Below are 19264 nucleotides of genomic sequence, written 5' to 3'. Positions count from 1 at the left end.
GGAGATGCACATGGTCAGGGAAATATTGCTGGGTGCGCTGCTGATGTCGGCAGCGTTGAATGCGTTTGCCAATGTCTCCAGCCCGCCACTCAACGGGCTGGTGCTGTGGCTCGACGCTGCTGATGCCTCGACCCTTACCGTCGATGCAGAAAACCGCGTGACCCGCTGGCAAGACAAATCCGCCAAAGCCACCGCCGTGACCGTCGACCCTGTCGCGGCCACGGCGCTGCCATTGCGGGTGGACAGCGCCATGAATGGCCGTCCGGTGGTGCGTTTCAGCGGTACTGCGGCGTTTTCCGGCCCGGCGATTCGCACCAGCAAAGGCCCGGCCACGGTGTTCGTGGTGTCACGGCGCATGACCGAGCAGGCCGGCGGCAAAGCCTGGCAGCGCTTGTTCAGCTCGCGCCCGCAAATTGCCGACAACGACAACGTGCTGCCGAACTTCGGCATCAGTGTGCAACAGACCACGGCCTACGAGCCGAGGCTGGCCTTTCTCGAAATCACCGATGTGCCGATCGGCCCGTTTGCCGTGGCGCGTAACGTAGTGGGCACCTCGGAAATCCTCCGGGGTGACGTCGCCGAAGTGCTGGTCTACGACCGCGCGCTGAGCTCGCAGGCCGAGCGGCAAACCGTATTCGATTATCTGGCGCAAAAATGGTCAGTGGCCGTGCCCTCGCAATCCACAGCGTGGACCCGTGTCGGTCCTCTCGGCGAAGTGCCGCAACATACCAACCCTGATGTGCCCTTGTCCGATCAGGCCAACGCGGGCCAGTGGGTGCTGGATACGCGGCTCTCCGATGACTTCAACGGAACAACGCTCGACGCGGCGCGCTGGCATGTCAACAACGCCACCGGCACCGACTCGCTGGGGCGTAAGCCGGCGTTGTTTCTGCCGACCAATGCGGTCGTCAACAATGGCAACCTGAACATCTATTTCCGCAAGGAAACCCTGCCTGAGAAGTACGTGAAACTGGGCTACAAGGATTACAGCTCGGCCATGGTCCGCACCATTGAACGCGGGCTGTACGGCTATTACGAAGCGCGGGCAAAACCCATGGATTCGGCCGGTTCCAGTGCGTTCTGGCTGGCGTGGACCGGCCTGCCCGACAATGCCACCGAGATCGACATCTTCGAAATCGGCGGCAAGACCAAGGACGGCGCTTTCGACAAGAAATACAACATGAACGCCCACGTCTGGGCCACGCCGCAAAGCGATGAGCACCTCAGCGACGGCAGCACCTGGGTCGCGCCGTGGCGGCTGGCGAGCACTTTTCACGTCTATGGTTTCGACTGGCAACAGGACAAGCTGCGCTGGTACGTCGATGGCGTGCTGGTCCGTGAAGCGAAAAACACCAACTTCTTCTTCCCGATGCAGATCGTGTTCGACAGCGAGGCGATGTGGCAATGGTTCGGTGTGGTCGACGACGCCGACCTGCCCTCCACGTTCCGCATCGACTACGTCAAAGTGTGGAAGCGCGGCAACTAGGCCGCGTTTGCCCTGAAGAGGCTTGATCAGGGCCCCGTCGCCACATCAGGGGTGTCATCCACCCATTGCCAGAACAGCTGATAACCAACCGCCAGCACGACCGGGCCAATGAACAAACCGATGATGCCGCCGGTGACCATGCCGCCGAGTGCGCCGATCAGGATCACCGGCATCGGTACGTCTACGCCACGCCCGAGCAGCAGCGGTTTGAGTACATTATCGACCAGGCCGGCGACGAATACATAAATGGCGAAGATGATGGTCGCGGTGCTCGCGCCTTCTGTGGCGAACACATAGGCGATCACCGGCAACGTGATCAAGGTAGCTGGCAGTTGCATGATCCCCAGCAGCAACACAGCTAGCGCGAGCAGACCGGCACCGGGTACACCTTTGAACACGAAGCCCAGGCCCACCAGCAGCATTTGAATAAACGCGATGCCGACCACCCCCAACGCCACCGCACGAATGGTCGCCGTGCACAGCCCGGCGATTTTCGGGCCTCGGACCGGGCCGCTGAAACGCGATGAGATTTGCACCGCGCTGCGGGCGCCGCTTTCGCCATAGGCCATGAATATGCCAGCGATGATCAGGGCGAAGATAAACGTCAGAAAACCCATGCCGACGCCGGCCAGTTTGCCTAGCAGGCCCAGACTCACGCCTTTGATCTGCGGGATGTATTTCTCGGTCAGCCCAGGCAGGTCAGTCGACGCCTGTAGCCAGATCGCCGACAGCGGCTTGCCCACCAACGGCCATTCGGCGAGCGACGCGGAAGGCGGTGGAATGGCGAAGCCTTCGGTCCTGACCACCTGTATCGATCTGTCGACCGAGTCGGCGATCGAAGTGCCCAACAGATAGACCGGCACCATCAGAATGAGCACCGCAACCAGCACGATAAGCGTCGCTATGCGCCCTTCTTTTCGCCCCAACGGCCCTCTGAGCCGCTCTTGCAGCGGATACAGGGTGATCGCCAGGATCAGCGACCACAGCATCAGGTCGCGGAACGGGCGGAAGATCTCGAAGCAAAACAACACGAGCACGGCGATAAGCCCGGCGCGAATCAGCACGTCGAGCAGGTTGCGCGTGAATGCCTTTTCGGAAAGGGACGTGGGCTCCATGGACGACTCCGTGCCTATCGCGGCAATGGCGGGATTGGTTAGCCCAGCATAGACGTTTGCGGGAAGACGCAAGGCATTGCGCAGGCGTTGAACCCAGCCTTCGCGAGCAGGCTCGCTCCCACTGGTGCGGGGGATTATCATGGCGTCCCTTTCTACCTCCTGTTGCTACGAGACTGCGCATGACTTTCGATTTTGATCAGGTGTTCGACCGCCACCACACCGGCAGCACCAAGTGGAGCCGTTACCCGGCCGATGTCTTGCCGATGTGGGTCGCCGACATGGATTTCGCCGCGCCGCCGGTGATCGTCCAGGCCCTGCAAAGACGTCTGGAGCATCCGTTGCTCGGCTACAGCGTGGCGCAGGAGGGATTGCGCGAAGCCATCGTCGCCGATCTGTGGAACAAATACGCCTGGCGCGTCCAGCCGCAGGAGCTGATTTTCCTGCCGGGCGTGGAGTCGGGCTTCAACATGGCTTTGCGGGCGCTGGTCGAGCCACAACAGAACGTAGTGGTGCAGGTGCCGAATTACCCGCCGTTGCGGCATGCGCCGGGCCATTGGGGGCTGAACAAGATCGAGCTGAGCTTCGACGCGCTGGCGGACGGCACGTATGCCACGCCACTGGAAACGTTGCGCCAATCGCTCAAGGGCGGCGGCGCGCTGCTGCTCAGCAACCCGCACAATCCACTGGGCAAGGCCTTCCCCCGGGAGGAGCTGCAAGCCCTGGCGAACATCTGCCTGGCGCAGAACGCCTGGATCATCTCCGACGAGATCCACGCCGAACTGTGCTACGACGGTCGCGTGCACATTCCGACCGCGTCGCTGAGCGACGACATCGCCCGCCGCACCATCACGCTGATGTCGGCCAGCAAGGCCTACAACATCGCAGGGCTGAAGACTTCATTCATGATCATCCAGGACCGCGCCATCCGCGAACGGGTCAATCATGCCCGTTGCGGCATGGTCGACAGTGTCAACCCGCTGGGCATGGAAGCCACGCGGGTCGCCTACAGCGAAGCAGGGCCGTGGCTGGCAGAGCTGAAGACGTATCTGCAGGGCAATCGCGATTATCTGGTGGACGCGGTTCGCAGTCGTCTGCCGGGAGTCAGCATCAATGTGCCGCAAAGCACCTACCTGGCCTGGCTGGATTGTTCGGCGCTGGGGCTGGCCGATCCGCAAAAATTCTTTCTTGAACAGGCCAAGGTTGGTTTGAGTGCAGGACTGGATTTCGGCGACGCCTGCCAACAGTTCGTGCGCCTGAACTTCGGCTGTCCGCGGGCATTGCTGGAGGAAGGTGTTGCGCGGATGGAGCGTAGTTTGCGGGCTCGTAACGCTTGATAGGGTTGCCCCGTGAAATGACCAGACTTTGTAGGAGCAAAGCTTGCTTGCGAAGGCGGTCGTTCAGCCAACGATGATATTGGATGTAGCGCCGTCATCGCCGGCAAGCCAGCTCCTACCAGTTTTGGTGTCGTCAGGGCGTTGGTCAACTTCCGGAAATCCAACCGAACTCAAGGCAAAAGTAGCGGGTCAACCCTTTGGCTCGTTTACCTTGAACAGGAGAATTCCGATGATCGACTACCCAAAACCACCGTTCCAGAAACAAGCTCAACCCGTCCCTGGCTCCCAGAAAAAAATGGACCCGTACCCGGATTGCGGTGAGCAGAGTTACAAAGGTTCGGGCCGGCTGGAAGGCAAGATTGCCCTGATCACCGGTGCTGACAGCGGAATCGGTCGTGCGGTTGCCATCGCATTTGCCCGCGAAGGCGCCGATGTCGTGGTCGCCTACCTCAACGAACACGAAGACGCCCAGGAAACCGCACGTTGGGTCGAACAAGCCGGGCGCCAGTGCCTGTTGCTGCCGGGTGACCTGGCGAAAAAAGAGCAATGCCAGGCATTGGTCGACAAAACCGTCGAGCGCTTCGGCCGAATCGATGTTCTGGTCAACAACGCTGCTTTCCAGATGACTCACGAAAATTTCGAAGACATCCCTGATGACGAATGGGTGATGACGTTCGACGTGAACATCACGGCGATCTTCCGGATCTGTCAGGCCGCGCTGAAGCACATGCAACCGGGCAGCTCGATTATCAACACCAGCTCGGTCAATTCCGACATGCCCAAACCTTCCCTGCTCGCGTATGCCACGACAAAAGGTGCCATTGCGAACTTCACCGGCGGGCTGGCGCAGATCCTGGGTCCGAAGAATATCCGTGTGAATTGCGTGGCCCCTGGCCCGATCTGGACGCCGCTGATCGTCTCGACGATGCCGGATGAGGAAGTGCAAAACTTTGGTGCCGAGACGCCACTGGGTCGCCCGGGCCAGCCAGTGGAAGTCGCGCCGATTTATGTGTTGCTGGCGTCGGATGAAGCAAGTTATATCACCGGTCAGCGGTATGGCATCACCGGTGGCAAGCCGATGCTATAGGTTTTTGCGACCGTTTCGTCCGCCTTTGGATTTTTACGACTGCTGCGCAGCCGGACGCAGGCTGCGCCAGCTGCTACAGGGTTTGCGTCGGTCACGGGCCTTGTAGCAGCTGCCGAAGGCTGCGTCCGGCTGCTACAGGTTTTGCGCCGGTCACGGGCCTTGTAGCAGCTGCCGAAGGCTGCGTCCGGCTGCGCAGCAGTCGCTTACGCTCATCAGAAACCTGCGAACCCTCTGGCCTGCGCGCAAGACTTCTATTCCCGCTCCCCCGCCAACGCCCGCCGATGGTAATGCTCCAACTCCCGCAACGCATGTTCTGCAGCCATCAATTGAACCTCGCAACGCGTCCCGAAAAATCGCTCGCGTCGGCTGAACACGCATCGCCCGCCTCCGGATTGAAAAGCCCAGGCGAAACACACGGTTCCCGCAGGGATGCCATCAACATCTTCCGGTCCGAGAATGCCGGTGGTGGCCACCGCTACGTTGGCCGTGCTGTCGCGCAATGCGCCCAACGCCATTTCCCTGGCCACTTCACAGCTGGTCAGGTTGAACGTTTCGATCGTATAGGGATTAACCCCGAGCAACCGCTGTTTCGCCTCAGGGGAATAGACCACATAGCCGCTCTCGATAAGATCGCCACTGTGTGGCACTTCCGCCAGCAGCGTTACGATTTTGCCGGCAGTGCAGGATTCCGCAGTGGTCAGCAGCAGGGTGTTGTCGCGCAAGTACTCGACAACCGATTCACTGAGCGTCATGGCAATTTCCCCATTCATACCTGCGTGGTTGACCCTGACTGCGATTAAACATTCCGTCTATTGCTGCACTGCTCGATACACCACTGAAAAAATGAACCCCAGGCGAAATCCGGACATCAATACGTTAAGCGGCTTCTGTCACAGGCCGATCCAGATCAGGAGGTCGTCATGTCCGCACCAATCGTCAAGCTGTTCACCCAACCCAACTTCGCGTGGACGGATATTCGCAAGGAAGAAGAAGCACACCCACGCCATTACCTGGCTCACTTGCTGTTGCTCGCCCTGATCCCGGCGGTATGCCTGTTTGTAGGGACCACCTATGTAGGATGGAGTCTGGCGGAAAACGAGATTGTCAAACTCAGTACAGGCAGTGCCCTGCAGCTGTGCTTCATGCTTTATCTAACCATCATCATCGGCGTTGTAGTGATGGGTCTGTTCATTCGCTGGATGTCCCGAGCGTTCGATTCACGCCCTACTCTGAACCAGTGCATCGGTTTTGCAGCCTACACCGCGACACCCTTTTTCCTCGCTGGCATCGCGGGGCTGTACCCAAGCCGCTGGCTGGCCATCATCGTCCTGGGCGCCGCCGGGGTGTATTCCACTTTCCTGCTGTTCGTAGGTCTGCCAACCTTCATGCATGAACGCAAACAGCAAGGCTTGCTCAATTCCGCCTGCGTGTGGGGTGTGGGCTTGCTGGTGCTGGTGACTATCCTGGTTGAAATGATTCTGCTCTGGTTCAACGTCCTGACGCCGGAATACGTGCGCGCGACAGTCGGTTGAATACCTTGATCAGGCTCACTTCGACCGTTTGTGGCGCTAGCCCATCGTGAGTTTCGTGGTATGGGTTGCCGTGCTTGGTGCGGTTCTGCTGACATTGGCGCTGACCTCAGCTCACCTGCGCTGGATGCCGGTGACCACCTCGGCAGTGTGCCTGGTGCTGGGCATCGCCATCGGGCCTTCGGGCCTGGGATTTTTGCAGCTGGCAACCGACGATGCCGCCGTCTGGATGGAGCACCTCACGGAAGTCGCGGTGCTATTTTCTCTATTCGTCTGCGGATTGAAGCTGCGTTTGCCACTCAAGGATAAAACCTGGCGAGTCGCGTACGGGCTGGCGGGGCCGGTGATGGTATTGACCATCGGCGGCGTTTGCCTGCTGCTGCATTACGCGTTCGAACTGTCATGGGGCGCATCGGTGTTGATCGGCTCGATCCTCGCGCCCACCGATCCGGTGCTGGCAGCGTTGGTGCAGGTGAATGATGCCCGCGATGACGACAGTGTGCGCTTCGGGCTCTCCGGTGAAGCCGGGCTCAACGATGGCATTGCCTTCCCGTTCGTGATCCTCGGCCTGCTGATGTTGCAACAGGGCGGCGGCTCCGGCTGGATCGGCGAATGGGCACTGCGCGACGTGGTATGGGCGGTCCCCGCAGGTTTTCTGACGGGCTATCTGATGGGGCGCGGCATCGGCCGGGTGACCTTGACCCTGCGCATCAAGAACGAAGACAGCACCCTTTCACCCAACGACTACCTGGCCCTCGCGTTGATCGCGTTGGCGTACGTAGGCGCCGAAGCCATTCACGGTTATGGATTCCTGTCGGTGTTTGCAGCCGGCCTCGCTTTGCGACACGAAGAAGTCAACTCCACCGGCGACGACGAATTACCTGCAGAACATCTTGTGCAACCCGTGGTTGGCCACCTGAACGTCGACCCACAAAACGCCGTTCATGGCGATACGCAAAATCTTGAAGACAGTCAGGTAGCCGCCGGCATCATGATGAGCGACATGCTGGCGTTTGGTGGTTTGGTGGAAAGGGCGATGGAGGTATTCCTGGTCACCTTGCTTGGCGTGGTTCTGATCGCGCACTGGGACTGGCGGGCGCTGCCGATTGCCGCGGTGCTGTTTTGCCTGATTCGCCCCCTCTGCGTGGTCGCCATGCCGTGGGGCAGTTTGCTGCCCATGCGTCAGCGGCTGTTGATCGGCTGGTTTGGTATCCGCGGGATCGGCAGCCTCTACTATCTGTTCTACGCCTTGAACCATGGGCTGGAACCGTCGGTGGCGAACCTGTGTTTGAACCTGACCTTGTCGGTGGTGGCTTTAAGTATCCTCGCCCACGGCATCAGTACGCAGCCGATCCTCGCCCGTTATGAACAGCACAAGAAACGAAAAGCCTGATATCAGCGCGGCTCTTATACGTGCGGATTGATCGAGTTTTTGCCCTCATAAAATTGCAATCCTGCGCCAACTTTGCCGGTCCTACCTTTAACCCAGCCCTGCCTGCGCAGGATGTGAATTTTCGGTCCGGTTCCTTAAGGCGATGGCCTGAGACGGAACCCCTAGATCAAAGGTGCCTGACATGATTCATTATTCCACCCGCGACGAAAACAGCGCTTGCCGGGCGTTTGCCCTGGATCGAAATCGCCAGCTGTTTGAAGAGGCACAGGCATTGAGTAACATTGCCTTTGAACTCTTGGAAGGTAGCGAACTGGACGCTGAACAGTTCGATCGTTATCAGGCCGTGCGCAGGAAAGCGGATGCGAAATACCAGGAGGCCATCGAGCATCTGCAGTTGCTGAATAAAGAGTTCCCATCAATGCCCTTGTCCGCGTCTGCGACTCAACGTCCGCAGCATTCGAACGAATCCCGGGTATAAACGTATAAGCGCCAGGCTTGTCAGCGAAGACGATTTGAAATGGTCTTCGCTGGCAAGCCTGGCGCTTGCGCGTTTTACTGCCGGAGAAGGTCGCTCAACCTACATGGCCGGAACTGGCGAGGCGTCAGTAACGTTCTCGGTCAGCGGCACATCACTCGATCCCGGGGTCAGAATGACTTTGCGGCACTCTTCCTGTTTCTTGTCGAACATCTTGTAACCCTCAGCGACCTGCTCCAGTGACATCCTGTGAGAGATAATCGCGTCCGGTTGCAGACGTCCGGTTTCAATATAGCCAAGCAACTCCGGAAGATAGCGCTGCACGTGGGTCTGCCCCATCTTGAATGTCAGACCTTTGTCGAATGCATCACCGAACATGAAGCCATGAATAAATCCGGTATAAACCCCCGGCACGCTGACGACCCCGGCTCGACGCACAGCGGCGATGCATTGGCGCAACGCTTTGCCGCTGCTGCCTTCCAGCTTCAGAGTAGCCAGTATGGTTTCAGTCGTGCTGCCCTTGGCCTCGAACCCTACAGCATCGATCACCGCATCCACTCCACGGTTGCCGGCCGTCTGACGGATGATGGTGTCGGCAGGATCGTCATCGTCATCAAAATTGATCGGGATAACCCCATAGGTCTTTTGCGCGTAAGCGAGCCGATATTCGTGATGATCGACCATGAAAATCTGGTCGACACCCAGCATTCTGGCGCACGCAGCGCTCAATAGCCCGACCGGACCGGCACCATAAATGGCCAGACTTGAACCCTGTCCGACACCTGCATTGAGGACCGCCTGCCAGGCAGTCGGAAGTATGTCCGAGAGGAACAATACCTTTTCATCCGCGAGCGTGCCGGGGACTTTGAACGGGCCGGTATTGGCCTTGGGCACTCTGACCAACTCGGCCTGGCCACCAGGGACGCCACCGTACAGACGACTGAAACCAAACAAGGCCGCCGGTGGTGGAATGATTTTCTTGTTAAGACTCGCACCCGGGCCTTTGTTGGTAGTTTCACAACAGGCGAACTGCTCTTGCTGGCAGAAAAAACAGTCGCCGCAGGCGATGACGAAAGGGATGACTACGCGATCACCGCGTTGAACGGCTGTCACATCCTTGCCGGTTTCCTCGACGATACCCATGAACTCATGACCGAATATATCGCCGTGTTCAACAGTCGGAACCTTCCCGCGGTACAAGTGCAGATCAGAACCACAGATGGCAGTGGCCGTGACGCGCAGAATGATATCGTCGGGTGCTTCTATGACAGGATCGGGCACGGTTTCAATCCTGACGTCATGTGCTCCGTGGTAAGTCATCGCACGCATGGCTGCATCCTCGCTAGTTTATAGAGACAATGGTTGTCTGTATTAAGGGAGCATCGGGAGGGTGCTAGTTCAGTCAGAAATATGGCGAATCTGATCAGCGGTTCAAGGTACAAACGCGGTCTAGTAAGTGCCTGTTACCGTAGTGCCGCGTACTGCATGAGTCAATTTACCGGCTCATGCAACCTGCACGATCAACAATAATGACCAAGGCATTTAAGTTATTGAATCAAAAGGTGTTTTGAAGATCATCCGGAACGGCACGACATATGCTCCATCAGTATAAGCGACATTCGGCCTAGAGACCGTTCGCGCTCAACCCCTGACTTGATGAGAGAAAGACCATGAACGCCATTGACCTGTTGAAAGCCGACCATGAACGCGTAAAAGCCATCCTGGCGCAGTTGAGCGAGTCCACTGAACGCGGTGTGAAAAAACGTACTGACCTGCTCGCCAAACTGGAGATGGAGATCACTATCCATACGCGTCTTGAAGAAGAAATTCTTTATCCGGCATTTAAAGAAGCGGGGGGTAAGGAACAGGACATCATGTATTACGAAGCCAAGGAAGAACACCGCACCGTTGATGCGCTGGTACTGCCAGACCTGAAAGCTACTGATCCGGCCAGTCTGGAATTTTCCGGGCGTGTGAAAGTGGTCAAGGAACTACTTGAGCACCACATTGAAGAGGAGGAAGAGGAAATGTTCCCGCAGGCGAAGAAGCTGCTGGGCAACGCTACCCTGGAAGAGCTGGGTGCTGAGATGGAAAAAATGAAAGCTCAGTACAAGAAAGAAATGAGTACGAGTCATCTGGCGGCGTAAATGAAGTGATGACGCTGTGGCAGTGGGCGAAGCGGACGCAGGCTTCGCCAGCTGCTAAAGGTTTCGGGTTCAACCCAGCGGGTCGGTGACCTGAATATAAAACGCATAGAACCCGAGCAGGATCCAGAACGTTGCGAAGATCCAGGGCGTGCGTACCGAGAACAGTAGCGACTTGCGATAGCCCTTGTGCGATGACTCCATCTCACTGAATAACGGCGACTCGTCGTAGGCCATTCCCATCAGAGGTTCGCTGCGCAGCAACTCACTTTGCTTGAAATGCCAGTGGTCAATGATGTCATAAGCAGCACGGATGCCAGGCCAGGCATTCAAAGAACTGAGTACGCCCAGCAGTGCCAGAAACGGCGGCACCACCAATGTGAACAACTTCCCCCATTCCGGATTGAGATTAGCCATGCACGACGCGAAGGCAATCACCAGAAAAGATTGCGCCGTCAGGTAAGCGTCGGTGCGATTGGCAAGGATGCTGGTTTCGTATTGAATTTCGCGCCGGTAGAAATCCAGGCGCTCCTTGGGAGAGCCGAACATCTTGGCGTTATGTTCGGTGAGGGTTTCTTCCAACGGAATGTCAGTCAGTATTCTTGGCACGGGAATCACGCACGAAATCGAAAGCAGTTAGAAGAACCGTCTGCCGACAAGTTCAGACGGCAAGCCAGGTGTCGACCAAAGGACCTTTGTTGCCGTAAACCGGATCGGCATCGGGAAGCTTCACTTTGGCGATGCGGGCCATGGACGCGGCGTGGGTATCGGGGTCGGGACGCTGAATATCGTAGTCTCCCTGGCCTCGCGGATAGGCTCCCACCACCAGAAAATCTGCGCTCTGCTCCAGACTGCAATGGCCCGTACCGGCGGGCAGAATCAACACGTCGCCCTCCTCCAGCACTTGCTCCGCCCCGGCTGGGCCACCGAGCTTGAGCCGCGCCCGACCTTTGGCAACGCCGAGTACTTCGTGGGCATTGGAGTGGTAATGGTGATAGTCAAATACTTGCGCGCGCCATTGCGCGGGCCAGTCGTTAGCAGCGAACAATACCTCGAACGCTCGGGCCTTATCTGCCGAGTCAAGCGCGACGTTCTGGTAGATCAGCACCGGCAGGCGACTATTGGGCGTCTGTCCGTCATCTGCGAAGAACAACTGAACCAGCGAATTTCCAGTGTGAGGATGCATGATCAACAGCTCCGCAAGGCCTTATATTTCTGAGCTGCACGACGGTGAAAAATTCACTGCGCCCGAAACATTTCCCCCACGGTGCATCGTTTATTTCATCGTCGAGGCAATGATCTCTACCAGATTGAGCTGAGTGAAAGGCTTGGACAACCTTGGCAATCGAGTCGCAAAGCCTTCCAGCCTCTCGGCGTAACCGGTCGCGAGAATAATCGGCAGGTCCGGTTTGAGATTTCTGATTTCTTGTGCCAGCTGTGCGCCATCCATCTGCGGCATGGCCATATCGGTGATCACCAGATCGACGGCCTGATCACTGTCTAACACTTTCAACGCGTGCGCCGCCGACACCGCACTGATCACTCGATGCCCGAGGTCTTCAAGCAACAGACAGGTGCTGGTCAGCACCAGGCTGTCGTCGTCCACCACCATGACGCACAAACGAGGCACCGGCGGCGCGACGTCTTGCGCTGCCGACGTGGTTCGCGCATCGCGGGTGGATACCGGCAACCACAATTCGGCGATCGTGCCCTGTTCCTTCTGACTCTTGAGAATAAAGCGGCCACCCGATTGTTCGATGAAACCATGCACCATCGACAACCCCAACCCGGTGCCTTTACCTACACCTTTTGTGGTGAAAAAAGGGTCCATGGCCTTGGCCAACGTGCTTTCATCCATGCCCTCCCCGGTATCGATCACACTCAGGCAAACGTAACGCCCGCTCTCCAGAGGCAACTGTGGCTGTGCGCTGGCTTCTTCGGTTTTGGCGCTGATGGTGATCTTGCCGCCATGGGGCATGGCGTCGCGAGCATTGGTCGCCAGGTTCAGCACCGCCAGTTCAAGTTGGTTGACGTCCGCGATTACCGCCTCAAGCGCAGGCGGGAACCGCGTTTCCAGAACGACTGAAGGCCCCAGGGAACTGCGCAACAGCCCACTGATGCCCAGTATCAGCTGAGGTATATCAACCGCTTCGGTCTTGAGTTCCTGGCGTCGAGCGAAGGCAAGCATCCGCTGAGTCAAAGACACACCGCGCTGGGCACCCTGAGTGGCATTGTCCAGCAGGCGAGTGATGCGCGGGTCGTCACCCACTCGTTTGCGCACGATTTCCAGATTGCCCAGTATCACCGTCAGCAGATTGTTGAAATCATGGGCGATGCCGCCGCTAAGCTGGCCGATCGCCTGCATCTTCTGCGCCTGGAACAGCGCTTCCCGGGTTTTCTCCAGGGTCTGCTGGGCAAGCGTCGCTTCGGTGATATCACGGGTGATCTTGGCAAACCCGAGCAAAGTGCCGGTTTCGCCCCAAATAGGATCAACGACGACGTGGGCCATGAACCGCGTGCCATCCTTGCGCACTCGCCAACCCTTGTGTTCAAAACGACCTTCGCGCACAGCGCTGTCCAAAGTACGCTGCGGTTCACCCGCCTCGCGGTCCTCAGGTGTATAGAACAGCGAAAAATGCTGGCCAATGACCTCCTCGGGCCGGTAGCCCTTGATTCGCTGCGCACCGGGATTCCAGTTAGTGAGCCGTCCGTCCGGGGCAAGCATGTAGATGGCGTAGTCGGTGACGCTCTGTACCAACAGCCGAAACTGCTGCTCGCTTTGCTTCAGGGTTTCTTCTGCCATTTTGCGGTCGGTGAGGTCGCGGGTGATCTTGGCGAAGCCCAGCAACTCTCCGGTGCTACTGAAGATCGGGTCGATGACTACATGACACCAGAAATGGGAGCCGTCTTTACGCACCCGCCAGCCTTCGCCCTCGAAGCGCCCCTCATCAATCGCTGTGTCAAGCGCCCGTTGCGGAAGCCCGGTCCGGCGATCCTCGTCGGTGTAGAAACGCGAAAAGTGTTGCCCGAGAATCTCGGCTTCCTCACACCCCTTGAACCGCTTGGCTCCGGCGTTCCAGCTGGTGATGATGCCTTCGGGATCCAACATGTAGATTGCATAATCAATCACAGCATCGATCAACAGGCGTAAACGACCGTCCTCGAGGGTACTGGCTTTGCTTCGATCCTCGCTCATTGAGCTCTCACTTCAGAATGCTTTTGTGGAGTATGAAACAAACCGAAAATTTGGAAAGGGCAAAAGCATTTCCCGCATCAAACCGGCTATTGAGTCCGCCCATGGACGCTGCGATCAATTATCTAATGAAGGACATATCTGCAGTGCCGACTGACCACCAGCGCGGCAGTAGCTGCTTGACCTTGCTGTCGCCAAACCGGTCATCGATCAACATCACCACCCCTTGATCCTGTTGGGTCCGAATCACCCTTCCCGCGGCCTGGACTACTTTCTGAACGCCCGGGTAGAGGTAGGTATAGTCATACCCCGCGCCAAATATGGCCGCCATGCGATGCTTCATCTGTTCGTTGACCGGGTTGAACTGGGCCAGCCCGAGCGTAGCGATAAATGCGCCGATCAGCCGTGCTCCGGGCAGGTCGATGCCCTCGCCGAAAGCGCCCCCCAGTACGGCAAACCCAACCCCCTGACTGTGCGTGGTGAATTGATCGAGGAAGTCCTGACGCTGCCCTTCCGCCATGCCGCGCGATTGCAACCACATATTGATATGAGGATGTTGCTCCGCGAGTAACTGCGCTACCTGCTGCAAGTAATCGAAGCTGCTGAAAAACGCCAGGTAGTTACCCGGCCGCTGGCTGAACTGGCGGGCAATCAACTCGACGATCGGGATCAGCGAGGCCTGACGGTGGACGAAACGCGTGGAAATCTGGCTGACGATGGAAACCGCCAGCTGGTCAGCGTGGAACGGCGACTCGACATCAATCCAGACGGTGCCTGCCGGCACTCCGAGCAGATCTGCGTAATAGTGCTGCGGGCTCAAGGTCGCCGAAAACAGTACGGTGCTGCGTGCAGCGGTCAAGCGGGGGCGGATAAATCCGGCGGGCACGACATTGCGCAAACACAGGTTTGACAGGTTGCGCTTGCGGTCGAGGTCGCGCTTGCTGATGTCGAACAGGAACTGCTCGTCATAAAGCTCGGCCACCCAGCAGAACTGCAGCATGTCGAAATAGAAACTCTGCAGGGCACTGTCCAGGCCCTGCGGGTGATCGTTGAGGTAATCACCGATGCTGGCGCTGCAGGTGAACAGTGCCTGAATGAGTTTCTCCGGCGGCTTGTCGTACGCCTGGTAAACGCCGGACTGCTGGTTATGCAGAGCGTTCCATTCCCGGTTGAGCCGCTGCAAGGACTTCTTCAGCACTTCAGGCGCACTTTTTCTTACGCCATTGAGCGCAGACTGGTCGAGGCTGGCGCTGTACATCTGCCGGCCGCGCTCGACGAGGTTGTGCGCTTCATCCACCAGCACCGCGACCTTCCAGTTGCTGGCCTGGGCCAGTCCGAAGAGCAAGGCACTGAAGTCGAAGTAATAGTTGTAGTCAGCCACCACCACGTCCGCCCAGCGCGCCATCTCCTGGCTGAGATAATAAGGGCAGACGTCGTGCATCAAGGCTACTTGGCGCAAGGCGTTCCGGGTCAACATTGTCAGGTCACTGGCGGCTTGACGAGCCGCTGGCAGGCGATCATAAAACCCTTGCGCCAGCGGGCAGGAATCGCCGTGGCAGGCCTTGTCCGGATGCTCGCAGGCCTTGTCCCGGGCGATCATCTCCAGTACCCGCAAGGGTGGCGCATCGGCGCTGTCGACAATCACCTGGGCGGCGTCGAGGGCCAGTTTGCGCCCCGGCGTTTTTGCCGTCAGGAAGAACACCTTGTCCAGTTGTTGCGGTGCCAAGGCCTTAAGCATCGGAAACAGTGTGCCGACGGTCTTGCCGATGCCAGTCGGCGCCTGGGCCATCAGGCAACGGCCGGTGCTCACGGCCTTGAACACGGATTCGGCCAGGTGCCGTTGCCCGGGTCGAAACTCCGCGTGCGGAAACGCCAGTTGTTGCGCCGCCGCATTACGTGCCTCGCGATGCGCCATTTCCTGCTCGGCCCATTTGAGGAAAAGGCGGCAGTGCTGTTCAAAAAACGCCTTGAGGTCTGCGGCACTGAAGGCCTCGACCAGACAGGTTTCCTTTTCGCTGACGATGTCGAAATACACCAGCGCCACGTTGATGTGCTGCAGGTCGAGTTTCTGGCACATCAGCCAGCCGTAGACTTTCGCTTGAGCCCAGTGCAGGTGGCGATGGTTGGCCGGTTGCCTGCTCAGATCGCCGCGATACGTCTTGACCTCTTCCAGACAGTTTTGCGCAACATCGTAGCCATCCGCCCTGCCCCTGACCTTCAAGGTCTGAAAAACACCTTCCAGGGCAACTTCACCTTGATAGCCCTCGCTGCGGCGCGACGCCACTGTACGGTGGCCAACGATGCCTTCCAGTGCAGTCGGCGACGGAGTGAAACGCAAATCGAGGTCGCCTGCCTTGGCGGTGAACTCGCACAATGCGCGCACGGCAACGCTGTAACTCACGGGTTCGGTTCCGCCCATTGCACGTAACATACGGCGATGGGCATCTGGTGTTCATGGCAGAAGTCGAGCCAGCGCAATTGGTTATCCTGCAAACGATCGCCGGGGCCTTTGACCTCGATCATGCGGTAGGTCTTTTCCTGCGGCCAGAACTGGATCAGGTCCGGCATGCCGGTGCGATTGGCCTTGATGTCCAGCAGCAGGCGGTTGAACCAGTGCCTGAGGTGGTCTGCGGGCAAGCAATCGAGCGCTTGATTGAGCAATTCCTCGTTCAGTGCGCCCCAGAATACGAACGGTGACTGCACGCCCCATTTGGCCGCATAGCGCTCGCGAATCGTCTGCCGATAGCGCCCGTCGTCGAGCTGTTCGAGGCACCTCTGGAACAGTTCGGCCCGGCGCGCATGAAAGTCTTCGTGATGAAGATCCACAGGGCCACGTTGAAACGGGTGAAAGAACGCGCCCGGCAATGGCGCAAAGATCGCCGGCCAGCACAGCAGGCCGAACAATGAATTGATCAGGCTGTTTTCGACGTAGTGCACCGGCGCCAGGTCTTGGGCCAGGTGCGCCTTGACGTGAAACTCCACCGACAGCAGCGGATCAGTCCTGGGTAATTGCAAATCCAGTCGCAGCATGTCCCGGCGAGAAGCACGTTTGATCGGCGGCCCGCCGAGTTTGCGGCGCAATCTGGGCAACATGCGCAGTAGTTGCTGCTGCTCGGCGGCGCTTTCCGGTGCTTGCTCGGCAGTCGCAGCAATGTCCAGGGCCAATGCGTATTCACCGCAGCGTTCCAGCACCAGGATCAGCCTACGGCGCGAGCCGGGCCAGGCACAGTTGCGATAGATCATCAGGGCAGTCGGAAAATCTGCGCTGCGCTCGCAATATTGCGCGATCTGGAAGAGGAATTTGTTGCGGCGTTTTTGCAGCCACGGATTGTTCAGGGCCAGCCCGTTGACCTGTTCGACAATGTCCAGCACCGCTTCACCGGCCTCGAATCGCTGCTGACATCCGTGGAGAAACAGGCAGGCATCCACATCGTCGCGGCTGCGCAAGCCCCTTGAGTCGGCGCTGAACTCGACCTTCTCATAGGTAAAGATGCCCAAGTCCGCGAGGACAAACTCTGACCAGTCCTGATAGAGGTTGCCGAAAAACATTAAACGCAACCGGTCACACACGTCCATGACGGTCAGGCTGAGCAGGCGATCAGCCAATGCAGGGCACCACTGGGTAAAGGCGAGCGCCCCGGGGAAGCGTTCGGTCAGTCCTGGCAGCCAGTCGTTTTTTCTGGCTTTGGGTTGTTCGATGGCGTGACCGAAACATTGCAGTATTTCTGCCTTGAGCAATACATCGAATAAAGCGTCCAGTGGCAGTGGCGCGTGCTCGTCAATCCATCCCAGTGCGAGTAGAGGCTCGGCGGCCGATGGGATGTCGCCAATTTCCATGTAATGGAGTTTGCTCGCACGAAAATGCAGACCCTTGCGCATGACCAGCCGTACCAGCAACGCTCGGGATGCCTGGGGCAGCTGGACGAACTGCCTGATGAAGGATTGCTCATCTTCGCTCAATACATCGGCATACCGATGTTCAAGCCAATCAAGCACTTGCATGAAGTTGTTCAAGTAATACAGCGGATTTTCAAGCGGGTTTGCGATCACGGGAAAACAGGGCCATGGCGAGCGATTACTGGTTATGCGTACAGATACCAGCTAGGGCCGGTCCGACGCAAATGGAAAGGGATAAGCGGCGGCACTATTCAGGTTTTTTTAAGCGGGCATCGAACTTTCCAGTGATCCACTGCACCAACCGCGATAGGTAAATACCGATTGCTGGATCCGGCAATCGCATGGTTTTTCAGGATGAGAGGTGGTTATGAATATCAGACATCTGGGTTTGCCCCTGGTCGCAGTAGCAGTTCTGGCCCTCGCCGGGTGCTCGACGCAAACGGTTGTGACGCTGCAGAACGGTACGCAGTACCTGACCAAGGACATGCCAAAAACCAAAACCAAGGATGGTTTTTATGAATTTGAAGACATCTCAGGTTCCAAGGTAAAAGTCCGGGCTGACGAGGTGGCAACGGTTCGCGAGGAAGACTGAACCTGACACAGAGTTTAGCGATTCCCCGCAGGATCAAGCTTGCTCGCGAAAGCGGCGTGTCACTCCACATCGTAGTTGAGTGATGACCTGTAGCAGTTGCCGAACGCTGCGTCCGGCTGCGAAGCAGACGCCCGACGGCGTTCGCTCGGGACTGTTCACGACTGCTGCGCCGCCGGACGCAGGCTGCGCCAGCTGCTACATGGGTCCGTGGCGTAAACGTCCCTGGTGTAAATGAAACCTGTAGCAGCTGCCGTAGGCTGCGTCCGGCTGCGAAGCAGACGCCCGCCGCCGGCATTCGCACGGGACTGTTCACGACTGCTGCGCAGTCGGACGCAGGCTGCGCCAGCTGCTACATGGGTCCGTGGCGTTAAATAGGCCGTGGGGTAAACGTAGGCCGTGGCGTAAACATAGCCCGTGGCGTAAATGAAACCTGTAGCAGCTGCCGAAGGCTGCGCCAGCTGCTACATGGTCCGTGGCGTTAAATAGGCCGTGGGGTAAACGTAGGCCGTGGCGTAAACATAGTCCGTGGCGCAAACATAGTCCGTGGCGTAAATGAAACCTGTAGCAGCTGCCGAAGGCTGCGTCCGGCTGCGAAGCAGACGCCCGACGGGATTTGCACGGAGATGTTCACGACTGCTGCGCGGCCGAACGCAGGCTGCGCCAGCTGCTACATGGTCCGTGGGGTAAAAATAGTCCGTGGCGTAAACGTAGGCCGTGGCGCAAACATAGTCCGTGGCGTTAATGAAACCTGTAGCAGCTGTCGAAGGCTGCGTCCGGCTGCGAAGCAGACGCCCAACGGGATTTGCACGGTACTGTTCACGACTGCTGCGCAGCCGGACGCAGGCTGCGCCAGCTGCTACATGGTCCGTGGTGTAAACATAGTCGTGGGGTAAACGTAGGCCGTGGTGTAAACATAGTCCGTGGCGTAAATGAAACCTGTAGCAGCTGCCGAAGGCTGCGTCCGGCTGCGAAGCAGACGTCCCACGACATTCGCACGGAGATGTTCACGACTGCTGCGC

General features: G+C 58.2%; 16 protein-coding genes. 8 read left to right on the top strand and 8 right to left on the bottom strand.

Features of this window, described 5'->3' with window-relative positions; genetic code table 11:
• Nucleotides 1-10: 10 nt before the first annotated feature.
• Complete coding sequence (locus F8N12_RS19170; RefSeq protein ID WP_191623190.1) at nucleotides 11-1486, top strand: family 16 glycosylhydrolase; 1476 nt, start codon at nucleotides 11-13, stop codon at nucleotides 1484-1486.
• A gap of 26 nt (nucleotides 1487-1512) precedes the next feature.
• Here F8N12_RS19170 and F8N12_RS19165 read toward each other — a convergent pair whose 3' ends face one another.
• Nucleotides 1513-2601 (bottom strand): AI-2E family transporter, encoded by a 1089-nt coding sequence (locus F8N12_RS19165; RefSeq protein WP_150581883.1) that lies wholly within the window; start codon nucleotides 2599-2601, stop codon nucleotides 1513-1515.
• 179 nt (nucleotides 2602-2780) lie between these two features.
• Between F8N12_RS19165 and F8N12_RS19160 the strand changes: the two genes are divergently transcribed.
• On the top strand, nucleotides 2781-3935 hold the full coding sequence (locus tag F8N12_RS19160) for a MalY/PatB family protein (RefSeq protein WP_150581882.1): 1155 nt from the start codon (nucleotides 2781-2783) through the stop codon (nucleotides 3933-3935).
• Between the two features lie 229 nt (nucleotides 3936-4164).
• A complete protein-coding gene (locus F8N12_RS19155; RefSeq protein WP_150581881.1) occupies nucleotides 4165-5022 on the top strand; it encodes a glucose 1-dehydrogenase in 858 nt (285 codons plus the stop codon).
• Nucleotides 5023-5273: 251 nt separating this feature from the next.
• Here the strand turns inward: F8N12_RS19155 and F8N12_RS19150 are convergent, their stop codons facing one another.
• Nucleotides 5274-5774 (bottom strand): CinA family protein, encoded by a 501-nt coding sequence (locus F8N12_RS19150; protein WP_150581880.1) that lies wholly within the window; start codon nucleotides 5772-5774, stop codon nucleotides 5274-5276.
• A gap of 168 nt (nucleotides 5775-5942) precedes the next feature.
• Between F8N12_RS19150 and F8N12_RS19145 the strand changes: the two genes are divergently transcribed.
• From F8N12_RS19145 to F8N12_RS19135, 3 genes are all read left to right on the top strand, one after another.
• On the top strand, nucleotides 5943-6554 hold the full coding sequence (locus F8N12_RS19145) for a Yip1 family protein (RefSeq protein WP_150581879.1): 612 nt from the start codon (nucleotides 5943-5945) through the stop codon (nucleotides 6552-6554).
• 46 nt (nucleotides 6555-6600) lie between these two features.
• Nucleotides 6601-7944: a cation:proton antiporter gene (locus F8N12_RS19140; RefSeq protein WP_150581878.1), complete on the top strand. Its 1344-nt coding sequence runs from the start codon at nucleotides 6601-6603 to the stop codon at nucleotides 7942-7944.
• A 181-nt stretch (nucleotides 7945-8125) separates the two neighbouring features.
• Complete coding sequence (locus F8N12_RS19135) at nucleotides 8126-8422, top strand: hypothetical protein (protein ID WP_150581877.1); 297 nt, start codon at nucleotides 8126-8128, stop codon at nucleotides 8420-8422.
• Between the two features lie 99 nt (nucleotides 8423-8521).
• Here F8N12_RS19135 and F8N12_RS19130 read toward each other — a convergent pair whose 3' ends face one another.
• Nucleotides 8522-9748, bottom strand: coding sequence for a zinc-dependent alcohol dehydrogenase (locus F8N12_RS19130; RefSeq protein WP_150581876.1), 1227 nt, complete (start codon nucleotides 9746-9748; stop codon nucleotides 8522-8524).
• A 341-nt stretch (nucleotides 9749-10089) separates the two neighbouring features.
• Here F8N12_RS19130 and F8N12_RS19125 point away from each other — a divergent pair, with 341 nt between their 5' ends.
• Entirely contained in the window at nucleotides 10090-10566 is a 477-nt protein-coding gene (locus tag F8N12_RS19125) for a hemerythrin domain-containing protein (RefSeq protein WP_150581875.1), read from the top strand.
• 69 nt (nucleotides 10567-10635) lie between these two features.
• Here F8N12_RS19125 and F8N12_RS19120 read toward each other — a convergent pair whose 3' ends face one another.
• The 5 genes from F8N12_RS19120 to F8N12_RS19100 all read right to left on the bottom strand — a co-directional run bounded on the left by F8N12_RS19120 (nucleotide 10636) and on the right by F8N12_RS19100 (nucleotide 17806).
• Nucleotides 10636-11172, bottom strand: coding sequence for a hypothetical protein (locus F8N12_RS19120; protein ID WP_150581874.1), 537 nt, complete (start codon nucleotides 11170-11172; stop codon nucleotides 10636-10638).
• Between the two features lie 52 nt (nucleotides 11173-11224).
• Entirely contained in the window at nucleotides 11225-11749 is a 525-nt protein-coding gene (locus F8N12_RS19115) for a cupin domain-containing protein (protein ID WP_150581873.1), read from the bottom strand.
• A 90-nt stretch (nucleotides 11750-11839) separates the two neighbouring features.
• Entirely contained in the window at nucleotides 11840-13759 is a 1920-nt protein-coding gene (locus tag F8N12_RS19110) for a PAS domain-containing sensor histidine kinase (protein ID WP_150581872.1), read from the bottom strand.
• A gap of 118 nt (nucleotides 13760-13877) precedes the next feature.
• Nucleotides 13878-16157, bottom strand: a complete 2280-nt coding sequence (locus F8N12_RS19105; RefSeq protein ID WP_150581871.1) for an ATP-dependent DNA helicase — start codon at nucleotides 16155-16157, stop codon at nucleotides 13878-13880.
• On the bottom strand, nucleotides 16154-17806 hold the full coding sequence (locus F8N12_RS19100) for a VRR-NUC domain-containing protein (protein WP_412072156.1): 1653 nt from the start codon (nucleotides 17804-17806) through the stop codon (nucleotides 16154-16156). Before F8N12_RS19100 ends, F8N12_RS19105 begins: the two co-directional genes overlap by 4 nt.
• A gap of 214 nt (nucleotides 17807-18020) precedes the next feature.
• On the opposite strand from F8N12_RS19100, the gene F8N12_RS19095 reads away from it, so the two are divergent.
• Nucleotides 18021-18245, top strand: coding sequence for a YgdI/YgdR family lipoprotein (locus F8N12_RS19095; RefSeq protein ID WP_150581870.1), 225 nt, complete (start codon nucleotides 18021-18023; stop codon nucleotides 18243-18245).
• The last annotated feature ends 1019 nt before the right edge of the window (nucleotides 18246-19264 follow it).

The organism is Pseudomonas fluorescens, from assembly GCF_902497625.1.
Classification (GTDB): Bacteria; Pseudomonadota; Gammaproteobacteria; order Pseudomonadales; family Pseudomonadaceae; genus Aquipseudomonas; species Aquipseudomonas fluorescens_BQ.
Note: the sequence above shows the minus strand (reverse complement) of the source record. Positions and strands in the feature narration are given on the sequence as shown.

Coding starts and splice junctions, on each gene's coding strand:
- F8N12_RS19160 (WP_150581882.1), top strand. CDS start 2,781: ATGACTTTCGATTTTGATCAGGTGTTCGACCGCCACCACACCGGCAGC.
- F8N12_RS19115 (WP_150581873.1), bottom strand. CDS start 11,749: ATGCATCCTCACACTGGAAATTCGCTGGTTCAGTTGTTCTTCGCAGAT.
- F8N12_RS19125 (WP_150581875.1), top strand. CDS start 10,090: ATGAACGCCATTGACCTGTTGAAAGCCGACCATGAACGCGTAAAAGCC.
- F8N12_RS19095 (WP_150581870.1), top strand. CDS start 18,021: ATGAATATCAGACATCTGGGTTTGCCCCTGGTCGCAGTAGCAGTTCTG.
- F8N12_RS19145 (WP_150581879.1), top strand. CDS start 5,943: ATGTCCGCACCAATCGTCAAGCTGTTCACCCAACCCAACTTCGCGTGG.
- F8N12_RS19150 (WP_150581880.1), bottom strand. CDS start 5,774: ATGACGCTCAGTGAATCGGTTGTCGAGTACTTGCGCGACAACACCCTG.
- F8N12_RS19170 (WP_191623190.1), top strand. CDS start 11: ATGGTCAGGGAAATATTGCTGGGTGCGCTGCTGATGTCGGCAGCGTTG.
- F8N12_RS19130 (WP_150581876.1), bottom strand. CDS start 9,748: ATGCGTGCGATGACTTACCACGGAGCACATGACGTCAGGATTGAAACC.
- F8N12_RS19155 (WP_150581881.1), top strand. CDS start 4,165: ATGATCGACTACCCAAAACCACCGTTCCAGAAACAAGCTCAACCCGTC.
- F8N12_RS19165 (WP_150581883.1), bottom strand. CDS start 2,601: ATGGAGCCCACGTCCCTTTCCGAAAAGGCATTCACGCGCAACCTGCTC.
- F8N12_RS19110 (WP_150581872.1), bottom strand. CDS start 13,759: ATGAGCGAGGATCGAAGCAAAGCCAGTACCCTCGAGGACGGTCGTTTA.
- F8N12_RS19135 (WP_150581877.1), top strand. CDS start 8,126: ATGATTCATTATTCCACCCGCGACGAAAACAGCGCTTGCCGGGCGTTT.